This is a genomic window from Ruegeria sp. HKCCD7628 (assembly GCF_057221005.1).
The window spans coordinates 660,823-673,110 of the sequence record NZ_JBWVBA010000001.1 but is presented as its reverse complement, the minus strand read 5'-3'; the positions used below and the strand labels follow the sequence as shown (position 1 = coordinate 673,110).

The window sequence follows — 12,288 nt, the reverse complement described above, 5'->3', positions numbered from 1 at the left end:
ATGTCGGACAATGTCGCAAACGGGAATGTAGAGGACGTCCTGTCCTCTATTAAGCGGTTGGTAAGCGAAGAAGGCCGCAAAATCCCGGATATCATGCAATCCACTCGTGCGCGTAAGCCTGGCCGGTTGGTTCTGACCGATTCCTTACGCGTAAGCGAATCCCAAGGTGATAAGGAAACTCCGTCTGATACGAAGGTATCAGGCTATGCGGCCGAGGTCTCTGTGAAGCCCATGGTTCTGCGGTCGTCCGACGCAGTGAAAGAAAACGAGCCACGCATTGAAGAGCCAACAGATCACGTAAACGATCCTGTTGAAAGCCTGAGCTCGAAGATCGAAGCGCTGGAGGCGGCGATCGCCAAGACAGAGGATCAGTGGGAACCCGACGGTGAAGGTCAAGATGCCTATGCTGGGACCTTGACTCAGTCGTTGAGTTGGCAGGCCGAGGCCGACGAAGACGAACCAGTTGCCGCTGACGCACCGCTCGTCTCGGAAACCAAAGCCACTTTCATCCGCGATCCGAAGGTGACGGCGAAGGCTGACCCGGTGCAAGACGTTAAAACGGAGCACACACCGCTGGATGAAGACGCGCTCCGGGACTTGATCGCACAGGTGGTTCGCGAAGAACTGCAGGGCGTATTGGGTGAGCGGATCACGCGCAACGTTCGCAAACTGGTGCGGCGCGAAATCTACCGCGCGCTGGCGGAACACAAGCCCGACTAACGCTCACGCCCTGCGGGGTGTTTCGGCCAGCGAAAGCAGTCGGTCCAAGTCCATGTTCTGTTCCAAATGATCGGCCAGTGCGTCCAATGTCTTGTCGACACCGTCCTCATAGGACAGATCGGAAGTTACGCCTAGTTCCGACAAATACCGCGCGCGGAACGCATCTGATGAGAATATGCCGTGCAGGTAGCTGCCGCGGATGCGTCCGGTTGTATCAGTGGCACCTTCGGCGCGGCCTGCAACCTCGAGCCAGGCACGCGCGCAATCGGGGCCATCCGTGCGACCCATGTGGATTTCGTATCCAGTTACCGGCTCGTGTCCCGGTAGGGCGCGCGCCGTTCGGAGTGTCACTTTTTTCTGTCCGACCATGACGGTCTCAACATTCAAAAGACCCAAACCTTCGACAGTACCGGGTCGCCCATCCACGCCCTCGGGGTCAGAGATGATCTTGCCAAGCATCTGGTAGCCGCCGCACAGACCCAGCACATGCCCCCCGCGCCGCACATGGGCATAAAGGTCAACGTCCCAACCCTGTGCGCGGAAATAGGTCAGATCACCGATGGTGGATTTGCTGCCGGGCAAAAGCACGAGGTTCGCGTCACCGGGTAGGGGGCGACCAGCTGGAATGACCTCGACCGTGACGCCGGGCTCGGCAGACAGCGGGTCCAGATCGTCGAAGTTTGCCATGCGTTCCAGTTGCGGGACTACAACTTTGCATGCCCCACCGGTGTGAGAGCGGATGTCCATCATGTCTTCGGCGGGCAGCTTCCAGGCGTCTTGGAACCACGGCACGACGCCCAGGCATGGCCAACCGGTACGTGCGGCGATGTCATCGCGCCCCTCGTCGAACAGGGACACATCGCCCTTGAATCGGTTCACTGCAAAGCCCTTGATCATCGCAAGGTCACCGGCATCCAGCACAGCCTGCGTGCCCACGATCTGCGCGATCACGCCGCCGCGGTGAATGTCGCCGACCAGCACTACGGGTACGCCTGCAGCGCAAGCAAATCCCATATTGGCAATATCACCCTTGCGCAGGTTGGTTTCAGCCGGACTGCCTGCGCCCTCGACCAGGACAAGGTCGGCATCACCGCACAAACGGTCAAAGCTTTCCAGCGCGGCGCTCAACAGCTTGAATTTGTCCTTGCGGTAGTCACCCGCCTTCATCGTGCCCGCCCTTTGACCCTGAACGATGATTTGAGCACCGGTGTCGGTTTCGGGCTTCAGCAGGATCGGGTTCATGTCGGTGTGAGTTGGCCTGTTCGCAGCCCACGCCTGCAGCGCCTGCGCACGCCCGATCTCACCTCCGTTTTCGGTTACGGCTGCGTTGTTCGACATGTTCTGCGGCTTGAACGGAGCCACTCTAAGCCCACGCCGTGAATAAGCGCGTGCCAGGCCGGCCACGAGAACCGATTTGCCCACATTGCTGCCAGTACCTTGAATCATGATGGCGCGAACCATGATTGATCTCCTATAACCTGACGGGCACATGACCCGATTTGACGGGAGAGGAAAAGACCGGATGAACACACCCGCCCATCTTTTGATCGGAGCCGCCGTCTTTGCCCGCCCGCCGCAAGGGCGCATTCTGCGCGCAGTGTTGATCGGATCAGTTTTGCCGGATCTGTCCCTTTACCTGATGGCTGGTGTGTCGCTGTTCATTCTGGGTATCCCCGAGCAGGTGGTCTTCGGGCAACTGTACTATTCCGATGCATGGCAAACAGTATTCTCCATCGACAATTCGTTTCTGGTTTGGGGGTTGGCTTTAGTCGTGGCGCTGTGGGTGGGCGCGCGGCCTGTGGTCCTTGGGGCCTCGGCCGGGTTACTGCATTTGATAACCGACTTTGTATTGCATGCCGGGGATGGGCGGCCGCAGTTTTGGCCGATAAGCAACTGGGTTTTTCATAGCCCGGTCAGCTATTGGGACAGTGCCCATCATGCGCAATGGGTTGTTCCCGTCTCGATCACGGCGTGTGCGGCATCCTACGTGATACTCTGGCGGCGCGGGTTAGACGCTTCGACCAAGATGTTCTTTGGGGTGTTGCTTGGAGCGGAAATATGGGTCGCGCGGCAATGGCTGATGTTCTTCTGAGATAGCCACTGGCCAAAAGAAAAGCGCGCTCTGCAATGCACGAGCGCGCTTTTTCTTGGAAACAGCGGCTTAGGTCAGGCGGCTTCGGCCTGCTGAGCAGCGTTACGGCGTTCGCTTTCTTCACGCGACAGTGCAACCGAGGTGCGCACACCACGACCAACGAAATCCATTAAGCCGCTCACAACCCGTTCGTTCGGGTCGATACCGGCGCAGGACAGCACTTCGCGGCCGTCGCGCGAACGTGCCCAGCGGGCAATTTGTTCGGGGCCATTGCCATATTTCTTGTCATCGGCAATAGCATCATCCAGCGCAGCCAACACAACGGCTGCAAAAAGTTTGCGCGCACGGTTGCCTTGTTCGTTGTTAAAGGCGGTGCCGTCAACGAAATCTCTCATCTCGTTTTCCTTGTTGTTCTTGCTCTTGCATTTTCGGCGTGACGGTCCTTATGACCGATAAAGTGTGATTCGGATACAGCTAATATGCATAGTTGCGTTGCGTCATCTGCATGGCTCGCTGCACCTGCAACGCAAGGTTTCGTTGTCTTGCCACGTGTTGTCCCGCCAGATATAGGAAGCGCAACTGACGCATCAACCGTTTGTGAAGGATTTATGTCATGCCCAAGATAAATGGGAACGAAATTCGCCCCGGCAATGTGCTTGAGCATAATGACGGTCTGTGGGCCGCTGTAAAAGTTGATCACGTAAAGCCTGGAAAAGGCGGCGCTTTTGCTCAGGTCGAACTGCGCAACCTGCGCAACGGGTCGAAACTGAACGAACGGTTCCGCTCGGCGGACAAGGTTGAGCGCGTGCGGCTGGAACAGAAGGATCAGCAGTTCCTCTACGAATCCGACGGGATGCTGGTGTTCATGGACTCCGAGACCTATGAGCAGATCGAACTGCCATCGGACCTGTTGGGTGAGCGTCGCCCTTTTCTGCAGGACGGCATGACAATTGTGGTCGAGTTCTACGAATCCGAGGCGCTGAACGCCTCGTTGCCCCAAAAGGTGACCTGCAAGATCGTTGAAACCGAACCGGTCGTAAAAGGTCAGACCGCGGCGAACTCATTCAAGCCGGCCATTCTGGAAAATGGCATCAAGGTCATGGTTCCCCCCTTTGTTGGTCAGGATGAGATGATCGTGGTGAACACTGAGACCATGGAATACTCCGAACGCGCCTGATCCGCGTTGAAATCACCAAGAGGCCGCGTCAGCAACCATACGCGGCCTTTTTTTATGTGCGGCGCTTGATGTGGCGGTATTGCTCGGGGTTGGGGCCGAACAGTTCCAACATCAGCTCATACTTGATGCGGTTGGCGCTTACCTGTCGGTAGAAGGCGATCAGAAACGCGGTAGGTCCCTGTATCCGGGCCAACCCGCTTGTCGCAGCGACCACAGTGCCAACATCTGTGCGGCCTTCTAGGACCAGCCAGCCACCCAGCATCAATATGCCAACAGTACCTGCGCCATTGATGACGCTCAGCAGGAATTTGGCGGATAGTTTCCAGATGAACATTTTGCGCCGGGTTTCATAGATTGAATCGAATTCAGTCTCGATCTCGCGCGAGGTTTCCTCGATCTGCTCAGTGGTCAGTCGGTCGGTCGCATTGCGCAGGATGCGGACTCGTTCGGCGACAAAGACGTTCACCTTGCGCTGTGAAACCAGCACGATGACGATCTGCGGAACGATCATCGAGAACGCGATCAGCCCCAGTCCCGGTTGTGTTGATGAGATATAGCCGATCACGCTGATCAAAGTCCCGATCTGCACGACGGGGTCAGAAAAGGCACCACCTGCGAATTTGCCAAGCTCTTCGGCCTCGGCGGAAATGGCGGTGGTCATGGTGCCCTTACGTACATCTTCGCCGGTTTCATTCAGATCGGCCGAACGCAACAACAGCCGTTGGCGGATCAGGCGGACCATGTCTTCGCCCAGTGTTCCGGCGCGATAACCCAGAACCCATTTCAGGCCGAGGCTTAGAAGAATGACCGCCATCATACCGGCCCCTAGCCATAACAGGCGGTCAGCCTGCACATCGTCGGTTGTAAGGTGATTGATAATGTCGCGCTGAAATTCAAGCGGTACAGCCGCCAAAGCGGCCACGGCGATCGAAAGAATGATAAGGATGATCTGCCGTCCGGCACTGGCACGCCAGATTGCCCTATATAGTTTGAACATGCCCGCACCCGTCTTGTGACCTGCCCGTATTGTGACAGGGCCAGGGTAGGGGGTGCAATCTATACGCGCTGTGCCGCAGTTCAGCCGTGCCGCTTGCGCAACAATTCAATCGCTTAGACCAACGTTGGCCAGATCGGCCTGCATATCCCCTGTGGCGCGATCCAGTCGCAGATAGGCAATTCCGGCGCCGCCAGATTGGGTGAACAAGGTTCCCACTGGCTTGCCGTTTGCAAAGATTTCAGTCCCGACCGGGGCGCTTCCATCTACCGTCACGCGGCGTAGTCCCTTGCGCAGCTCGGTTTTGTGCTTCATCCGAGCTGTAACCTCTTGCCCGACATAGCAGCCTTTTTTGAAATCGACACCGTTCAGCAGTTCGAACCCGGATTCAAGGATATAGCTTTCTGGGGTCAGCTCGATGCCTGTTTCCGGGATGCAATGGCGAACGCGGATGTCATCCCAATCGGAGTCATCATCGCTTTCGGGTGCTGCGGTGTAGGCTCGCCAGCCCATGTCAACGTGACGCGGGTCAGGTAAGGCACCTTGTGGTGCCGGGCCGGTGCCTCGCTGCAGGTTCAGCCCACTTTCCTCGATGGTGACGTCCGCACGCAGCTTGTACATCCCAAGACGTTTGACCAGCCCTTCGGCCAAAATCTCGGCCACATCCAGCAGTACCGCATCGTCTTCGCGCTTGAGGAAGAAATCGGCAAGATATTTGCCTTGCGGAGTCAAAAGCGCAGCGTAGACCAGACCATCCTGAAGCCCGCCGATGTCATTTGTCACCAGCCCTTGCAGGAAACTGTCAGTGTCTGCGCCGCTCAGGCGCAGGATGCGGCGATTGGGCATGGGGGTATCCTCGTGCTTTCCCTCGGTCCCGTGATATAGGAGTTCGCGCCGACAAGACCAGAGGGTAATCCACGTGCCAGCACCGATCTCGATTGTCATTCCGACTTTGAACGCGGCCGAGACCTTGCCTGCGACCCTTCAGGCATTGATGGAAGGACTGCACACCGGGCTGATCCGCGAATTGATCGTTACGGATGGCGGATCCACCGACCAAACTCTGGAGATTGCGGATGAGGCCGGGGCCGAGATCGTCACCGGCGCCGCGTCGCGTGGCGGGCAGTTGCGTCGCGGGTGCAAACAGGCGAGAGGCGAGTGGCTGCTGGTTCTGCATGCCGACACGGTTCTCGAGGATGGTTGGACCAAAGCTGTCGGCGATCACCTTCGATCAGGCAAGCCAGCGGTTTTCCGACTGGCGTTTCGCGCTGTGGGATTTGCGCCCGGTTGGGTTGCTGGATGGGCCAATCTGCGCAGCCGGGTGTTGGGGTTACCCTATGGGGATCAGGGGTTGCTGATCCCGCGACGGACTTATGAACAGGCCGGAGGGTTCCCGGATCAACCCCTCATGGAAGACGTTGCACTTATGCGCCGGGTGCGGGGCGTCGCGTTATTGCCTTCTCGTGCGTTTACGAGCGCGGATCGATACCAGAAGGCGGGGTGGATGCGCCGAGGGGCGCGGAATCTGTGGACTCTGTTGCGGTATTTTCTGGGGGCAGATCCTGCAAAACTGGCGCGGGCGTATCGGCGCTGAAGGCAGTGCGCATTTCTACGATCGACTTGCCCAATCGGAACGGGGCGGCGAAGCTGACAAGGCACAAAGCGATAATCTGCAGCACTAGGATATGTGCGTTGGCCTGCAGGTATTCCCATTCGTCCTTCAGCTTTCCGACCTGCGCAATCAGATCCTCATAGCTTCGGGCAAGGATCAGATAGTCACCGGCTATCGCAGGCACCTTGCGGCGCATATTGTCGATGGCAATCTGGGTCTTGTCGTCAACGGTCGTAAAGACAAGAAACTGGTCAATGTCGAAAGCGTTGGCCTTTGCGGCCATCGCGCGTGCGTCGTCCATATCGTCTTTTGCCTGACGTCCGAATAGGAAGTGCAATCCTTGCAGCGGCGCGACTTCGTTGGTCACGGCGATAAACAGGGGCAGGTCAGCGTTGCTGGCGGTTGAGGCCGATAGGAACTCCACCTTTTCGCACAGAACGCCAATGTCATCATCATAGGCCGGGTCGCAAAACCGCAGGCGAAAGCGGGCAGCGTCTCGGTCAAAGGCCAGGGTTGCGGCATAGGCTACGTCGATCTGCCGGTCCAACCGAGAACTGTCGGCGGTGTAAAGACCGGCCAAAACGGCAACCAACGCACCGATACCGCCCAACACGACCCAAACCAGATCGGCCAGTTTCCACGCCCGATGCCCCGCAGGTTTGCGGAACAGAAACCCGGTGCCCACGAGTCCGACCAGAAAGAACAGGATCAGAAGCGGCAGTTGGTTATCGGCGATAAAGCTCATGCCCATAAAGTGAACGCGCGGCCCCCAAGTGGCAACACTGATCACGGGCAGTTGTAAATTATAGCAAATTCAGATGTTAAGAACCCGAGCTTTGGCCGAATTTACGAAACAGCTTGGTGCGGTCAAAAGCGGCCTCAAGCTCGTCGGTGCGGTTCTTGACTGAGTCCCAAAGGCGTTCTTGAACCTCGGCGATGGCGCATTCCATCAGTGTCAGGATTGACGCCATCGAATCCCAAGCGGACGGCACCGCGATCCGTGCGGCAAAGGTATGTTTGGCCAGCCGGTGAATGGGGGAACGCCACTGGTCTGTGAACAGCACAATCTCGGCCCCGCGTTCCTGGCAGAGCTGACCGATCAACATGGTCGAGTTTTCATATCGTCGCACGTCCAGCGCGATCAGGACATCATCTTTGCGTACATCCAGCAGATCATGGGTCCACGACGCAGCCACCGGTAGCATTCGGACGTCGGGACGGATCATTTGCAAATGCAGGTACAGGTACTGCGCCATTGTACCCGTGATGCGCCCCCCAGTGATGAAAATGCGCCGATCGGGATCAGATAACAGGTTGCAAAAACTGTCGAATTCTTCTGGGTCGACCTCATCAATCGTGCGCTTTTGATTGGCGAGGGATTGCTGGGAGTAGCGGTTGAGTATGTGTTCCTCGGGCAAGTCGTTTTGCCAGACGTCGCGCTTGGCTATGGGCCCCGAGATCATCTCTTTCACTTCGCCCCGCAGGGCGGCCTGAAATTGCGGATAGCCGTCAAACCCGGTCTTTTGCAACATCCGCGCAACTGTGGTGGTCGAAACCGAGGCGGTGCTGGCCAATTCGGTAATGCTGCCCAGCCCGGCCATTGGATAGTCATCCAGCAGAACACTGACCAGTTGCCGTTCCGAGGGCGTCATCTTGTCCCGATGGGCCAGCAGCCTGTCCGTCACCCGCACTGAACGATCCTCCTGTATGCGACAAAGGCATAATGTGAATAATTTTTCATCAAGATCAAGTGTGGAGAAAATTATACAGGAAAATTATTGACAGGTGATCGGACTGTGTGGAAATTTTTCCGCAATGAGGATTTTGGGAATCGCAGGGCAGTAGGTTGGATTTCGGAACAGTCGTTCACACGGATATGGCAGACGGTGCGCCAAAAGTCGTTCTTGTCTGCGAGCACGCGTCGAACCGGATCCCGGCGTTTCTGGGGGATATGGGGCTAAGTGCTGAGGCACGTGAAAGCCACATCGCATGGGATCCCGGAGCTTTGGCGGTGGCCAAGCGGATGTCGGTGCAAATGGCCGCACCGCTGGTACATGGTGGTGTGTCCCGGTTGGTCTATGATTGCAACCGGCCGCCCGAGGCAAAAGGCGCTATGCCGTCGCGCAGTGAAGATATCGACATACCCGCAAATACTCGGATGACGCAGGATCAACGGCAGGCGCGGATTGAGGGCGTCTACGAACCGTTTCGCCAAGCCCTCTCCAAGCTGATCCTGCAGCACCGGGGAACGCTTGAGCTGATGGTGACGGTCCACAGTTTCACTCCGGTCTATTTGGGCAAGCGCCGACAGGTCGAACTGGGTATCCTGCACGGCGCCGATGACCGGTTTGCAGCAGCGATGATGGCGCATAAAGCGGTTGAAAACCCCTATGTTACCATGTTGAACGAGCCATACTCGGCCGCTGATGGCGTTGCACACACTCTGGATGCGCAGGCTTTGCCGAATGGTTTGCTGAATGTGATGATCGAGGTTCGGAATGATCTGATCCGCACGCCCGAGCAGCAAAATGCGGTGGCGGGCTGCCTTGTTCCTTGGATATCGCGAACTCTTTCAGGGTTTGAAGAAAGGGCGGCAGAATGATCCGGGCCATGCGCGTATATGTCCGTGTTGTTGACGCGGTCAATTACAGGATCGGACGGGTGATGATGTGGGGTCTGTTCGTTATGATGGGCATCCTGCTGTGGTCGTCGATCTCGAAAACCTTCTTCCTGCCATCGCTATGGACCTTGGAAATGGCGCAGTTTGCCATGGTGACCTATTACATCATGGGCGGGCCGTATTCGATTCAGCTGGGCTCGAACGTGCGGATGGACCTGTTCTATCACAACTGGAGCCACAAGAAAAAAGCGTGGTTCGACGCCTTCACCGTTCTGTTGTTGATCCTGTATTTGGGCGTGCTGTTTTACGGCGGGCTGGGGTCCACCGCCTATAGCCTTGGATATTGGGGGGATTCTCCGATCTCGTACTTCACTGGTCTGTTGACCGGCAGTGAAGAGATCGGGCGGCTAGAACGCTCGTCCACCGCATGGCGGCCTTACATCTGGCCGATCAAGGCGATCATGGTGCTGGGCTTCTTCCTGATGCTGCTGCAGGCAATTTCGGAATTTTTCAAAGACATTGCCCGGATCAACGGGCAGGAAATCGGGGTCGCTCGGGCATGAGCCAGGAATATATCGCCATTTTCATGTTCGCGTCGATGATGCTGATGCTGTTCACAGGTCAGCGCGTCTTTGGCGCGATCGGAGCGGTTGCCACAGTGGCCGCACTGGCCCTGTGGGGTACAGGCGGGCAGGACATCACGTTCTCGGCCGCGATGAAGCTGATGAAGTGGTATCCGCTGCTGACGCTACCAATGTTCATTTTCATGGGCTACGTGCTGTCGGAAAGCCGTCTGGCCGATGACCTGTACCGGATGTTCCATGTCTGGATGGGTCCGGTGAATGGCGGGCTTGCGATTGGCACGATTGGCCTGATGGTGCTGGTATCGGCCATGAACGGGCTGAGCGTCGCGGGGATGGCCATTGGCGCGACCATTGCGCTGCCGGAACTGCTACGGCGGGGCTATGACAAGACGATGGTCACGGGTGTCATTCAGGCGGGGTCCAGTCTGGGAATCCTTGTACCGCCCTCGGTCGTGCTGGTTCTCTATGCGATGATTGCGCGGCAACCGGTGGGGCAGCTGTGGCTGGCGGGGATCGTGCCGGGGCTGCTGATGGCGGGTATGTTCATCCTCTATATCTGGATCCGTTGTCGCATTCAGCCCGAGCTTGGCCCCGCGATGAAAGACGCCCATGAAGTGCCACGCGCGGAAAAGCTGCGGCTGCTGGGCGCGGGCGCACTGCCGCTGATCATCTTTGCCGCTATGATGGTGCCCTTTGTGAATGGCTGGACCTCGCTGGTGGAAAGCTCGGCCATCGGGGCGCTGACGGCGCTGGTGGTGTCAGTCGTGAAACGCCGCATGAAGTGGAAGATTTTCGAAGACTGCACCAAGCAGACACTGGCGATTTCGTGCATGTTTATGTGGATCATCCTTGCGGCTCTTGGCTTTGGCGCGGTGTTCGACGGGCTGGGTGCGGTGAAAGCCATCGACAACCTGTTCACCGAACAGCTTGGCCTGTCGCCCTGGGTGATCCTGATCCTGATGCAGCTCAGCTTTATCGTCATGGGTACGTTTCTGGACGACACAGCAATGCTGGTCATCGTGGCGCCGCTCTATGTGCCTTTGGTGGGCGTGCTCGGATTTGACCTGATCTGGTACGGGGTGCTTTATACGATCACTACCCAGATCGCCTATATGACGCCGCCCTTCGGCTATAACCTGTTCCTGATGCGCGCGATGGCCCCGCCCGAGATCACGCTGCGCGACATCTATCGCTCGATCTTCCCGTTCGTGGCGGTGATGGTGCTGGCGCTGACGATAATCATGATCTTCCCGGAACTGGCCCTGTGGCTGCCCGGATATGTCTACGGAAATTAACAAGAATGCCCGCTCAAGAGGCACGCGAACCTGCAACAGAGAGGAAATGACATGACAACAAGACGTAAGTTTCTGAAAACAGCCGGGGTCGGCGTTGCCGCTGCCCCTCTGGCCGCGCCGGCATTGGCGCAAAGCACGATCACATGGCGGATGCAGACCTATGCCGGTCCTGCGCTGGCTGCTCACGTGATCGACCCCGCGATCGAGATGTTCAACAAGATCGCTGGTGACCGGATGCAGATCGAGCTGTTCTATGCTGATCAGCTGGTTCCCACCGGAGAACTGTTCCGCGCCATGCAGAAGGGCACGATTGATGCGGTTCAGTCAGATGACGACTCGATGGCTTCGCCCACCGATGTGACCGTGTTCGGCGGCTATTTCCCATTTGCCTCGCGCTACTCGCTGGACGTGCCGGTGCTGTTCAACCAATACGGCTTGAACGAGATCTGGGATGAGGAATATTCCAAGGTCGGCGTCAAGCACGTCAGCGCGGGTGCTTGGGATCCGTGCCACTTTGCCACCAAAGATCCGATCAACAGCCTGGCCGACCTGCAGGGCAAGCGCGTCTTCACCTTCCCGACAGCGGGCCGCTTCCTGTCACAGTTCGGCGTTGTGCCAGTCACTCTGCCGTGGGAAGACATCGAGGTCGCGGTGCAAACCGGCGAGTTGGACGGCATCGCGTGGTCGGGCATCACCGAGGACTACACCGTGGGTTGGGCCGATGTGACGAACTACTTCCTGACGAACAATATCTCGGGCGCATGGGCGGGATCGTTCTTTGCCAATATGGACCGTTGGAACGAGCTGCCCGAAGACCTGCAGACCCTGTTCCGTGTCTGCTGTGACCAGTCGCACTACTATCGTCAATGGTGGTATTGGGGCGGCGAGGCCAGCCTGCGGGTGAATGGCGACAAGATGCAGCTGACCACGATCCCCGATGAAGAATGGGCGCAGGTCGAAGAGGCCGCCGTTGCCTTCTGGGATGAGATCGCAGCTGAATCCGAAACCAAGGCCAAGGTTGTCGAAATCTTCAAGCAGTATAACGCCGACATGCTCAAGGCCGGACGGCCTTATCGTTACGGCTAAATTCCATACAATTTCGGCGCGCGGCCTCGGTCGCGTGCCGGTATTGGACCTCTGGACCCCCGATCCCTGATGCTAGGCTTGCCTCTGATACAGACAAGAACACGCTGG

13 protein-coding genes are annotated in these 12,288 nt (G+C 57.6%); 8 read left to right on the top strand and 5 right to left on the bottom strand.

The window, feature by feature from the left end:
* Entirely contained in the window at window positions 1–720 is a 720-nt protein-coding gene (locus AC2TAD_RS03360) for a hypothetical protein (protein ID WP_480865921.1), read from the top strand.
* A 3-nt stretch (window positions 721–723) separates the two neighbouring features.
* Here AC2TAD_RS03360 and AC2TAD_RS03355 read toward each other — a convergent pair whose 3' ends face one another.
* The gene (locus tag AC2TAD_RS03355; protein ID WP_480865920.1) at window positions 724–2,181 is read right to left on the bottom strand and encodes a cobyric acid synthase; all 1,458 of its coding nucleotides are present in this window, start codon (window positions 2,179–2,181) and stop codon (window positions 724–726) included.
* Between the two features lie 61 nt (window positions 2,182–2,242).
* Between AC2TAD_RS03355 and AC2TAD_RS03350 the strand changes: the two genes are divergently transcribed.
* Window positions 2,243–2,812, top strand: a complete 570-nt coding sequence (locus tag AC2TAD_RS03350) for a cobalamin biosynthesis protein CobQ (RefSeq protein ID WP_480865918.1) — start codon at window positions 2,243–2,245, stop codon at window positions 2,810–2,812.
* 74 nt (window positions 2,813–2,886) lie between these two features.
* Here AC2TAD_RS03350 and AC2TAD_RS03345 read toward each other — a convergent pair whose 3' ends face one another.
* Window positions 2,887–3,207, bottom strand: a complete 321-nt coding sequence (locus AC2TAD_RS03345; RefSeq protein ID WP_108785849.1) for a DUF6280 family protein — start codon at window positions 3,205–3,207, stop codon at window positions 2,887–2,889.
* 218 nt (window positions 3,208–3,425) lie between these two features.
* Here AC2TAD_RS03345 and efp point away from each other — a divergent pair, with 218 nt between their 5' ends.
* Window positions 3,426–3,989 (top strand): elongation factor P, encoded by a 564-nt coding sequence (efp, locus tag AC2TAD_RS03340; RefSeq protein ID WP_480865917.1) that lies wholly within the window; start codon window positions 3,426–3,428, stop codon window positions 3,987–3,989.
* Window positions 3,990–4,041: 52 nt separating this feature from the next.
* Here the strand turns inward: efp and AC2TAD_RS03335 are convergent, their stop codons facing one another.
* Window positions 4,042–4,986, bottom strand: a complete 945-nt coding sequence (locus AC2TAD_RS03335) for an ABC transporter transmembrane domain-containing protein (RefSeq protein WP_480865916.1) — start codon at window positions 4,984–4,986, stop codon at window positions 4,042–4,044.
* A 105-nt stretch (window positions 4,987–5,091) separates the two neighbouring features.
* Window positions 5,092–5,829 carry a CAF17-like 4Fe-4S cluster assembly/insertion protein YgfZ gene (ygfZ, locus tag AC2TAD_RS03330; RefSeq protein ID WP_480865914.1) on the bottom strand — a complete coding sequence of 246 codons (738 nt, stop codon included), beginning with the start codon at window positions 5,827–5,829 and terminating at the stop codon, window positions 5,092–5,094.
* Between the two features lie 73 nt (window positions 5,830–5,902).
* On the opposite strand from ygfZ, the gene AC2TAD_RS03325 reads away from it, so the two are divergent.
* Window positions 5,903–6,577: a TIGR04283 family arsenosugar biosynthesis glycosyltransferase gene (locus tag AC2TAD_RS03325; protein WP_170354652.1), complete on the top strand. Its 675-nt coding sequence runs from the start codon at window positions 5,903–5,905 to the stop codon at window positions 6,575–6,577.
* A gap of 839 nt (window positions 6,578–7,416) precedes the next feature.
* On the opposite strand, the gene AC2TAD_RS03320 is transcribed toward AC2TAD_RS03325, so the two are convergent.
* Entirely contained in the window at window positions 7,417–8,280 is an 864-nt protein-coding gene (locus AC2TAD_RS03320; protein WP_480865912.1) for a MurR/RpiR family transcriptional regulator, read from the bottom strand.
* Window positions 8,281–8,441: 161 nt separating this feature from the next.
* On the opposite strand from AC2TAD_RS03320, the gene AC2TAD_RS03315 reads away from it, so the two are divergent.
* The 4 genes from AC2TAD_RS03315 to AC2TAD_RS03300 are packed head-to-tail and all read left to right on the top strand — an operon-like array spanning window position 8,442 to window position 12,180.
* Window positions 8,442–9,197: an N-formylglutamate amidohydrolase gene (locus tag AC2TAD_RS03315; RefSeq protein WP_480865911.1), complete on the top strand. Its 756-nt coding sequence runs from the start codon at window positions 8,442–8,444 to the stop codon at window positions 9,195–9,197.
* Window positions 9,194–9,778: a TRAP transporter small permease subunit gene (locus tag AC2TAD_RS03310; RefSeq protein ID WP_170354650.1), complete on the top strand. Its 585-nt coding sequence runs from the start codon at window positions 9,194–9,196 to the stop codon at window positions 9,776–9,778. Before AC2TAD_RS03315 ends, AC2TAD_RS03310 begins: the two co-directional genes overlap by 4 nt.
* Window positions 9,775–11,094: a TRAP transporter large permease gene (locus tag AC2TAD_RS03305; RefSeq protein WP_480865909.1), complete on the top strand. Its 1,320-nt coding sequence runs from the start codon at window positions 9,775–9,777 to the stop codon at window positions 11,092–11,094. Before AC2TAD_RS03310 ends, AC2TAD_RS03305 begins: the two co-directional genes overlap by 4 nt.
* 51 nt (window positions 11,095–11,145) lie before the next feature.
* The gene (locus tag AC2TAD_RS03300; RefSeq protein WP_480865907.1) at window positions 11,146–12,180 is read left to right on the top strand and encodes a TRAP transporter substrate-binding protein; all 1,035 of its coding nucleotides are present in this window, start codon (window positions 11,146–11,148) and stop codon (window positions 12,178–12,180) included.
* The last annotated feature ends 108 nt before the right edge of the window (window positions 12,181–12,288 follow it).

Bases quoted from the DNA above. Each gene is read 5' to 3' on its own strand.
- AC2TAD_RS03360 (WP_480865921.1), top strand. From the start codon at position 1: ATGTCGGACAATGTCGCAAACGGGAATGTAGAGGACGTCCTGTCCTCT.
- AC2TAD_RS03355 (WP_480865920.1), bottom strand. From the start codon at position 2,181: ATGGTTCGCGCCATCATGATTCAAGGTACTGGCAGCAATGTGGGCAAA.
- AC2TAD_RS03350 (WP_480865918.1), top strand. From the start codon at position 2,243: ATGAACACACCCGCCCATCTTTTGATCGGAGCCGCCGTCTTTGCCCGC.
- AC2TAD_RS03345 (WP_108785849.1), bottom strand. From the start codon at position 3,207: ATGAGAGATTTCGTTGACGGCACCGCCTTTAACAACGAACAAGGCAAC.
- efp (WP_480865917.1), top strand. From the start codon at position 3,426: ATGCCCAAGATAAATGGGAACGAAATTCGCCCCGGCAATGTGCTTGAG.
- AC2TAD_RS03335 (WP_480865916.1), bottom strand. From the start codon at position 4,986: ATGTTCAAACTATATAGGGCAATCTGGCGTGCCAGTGCCGGACGGCAG.
- ygfZ (WP_480865914.1), bottom strand. From the start codon at position 5,829: ATGCCCAATCGCCGCATCCTGCGCCTGAGCGGCGCAGACACTGACAGT.
- AC2TAD_RS03310 (WP_170354650.1), top strand. From the start codon at position 9,194: ATGATCCGGGCCATGCGCGTATATGTCCGTGTTGTTGACGCGGTCAAT.
- AC2TAD_RS03305 (WP_480865909.1), top strand. From the start codon at position 9,775: ATGAGCCAGGAATATATCGCCATTTTCATGTTCGCGTCGATGATGCTG.
- AC2TAD_RS03300 (WP_480865907.1), top strand. From the start codon at position 11,146: ATGACAACAAGACGTAAGTTTCTGAAAACAGCCGGGGTCGGCGTTGCC.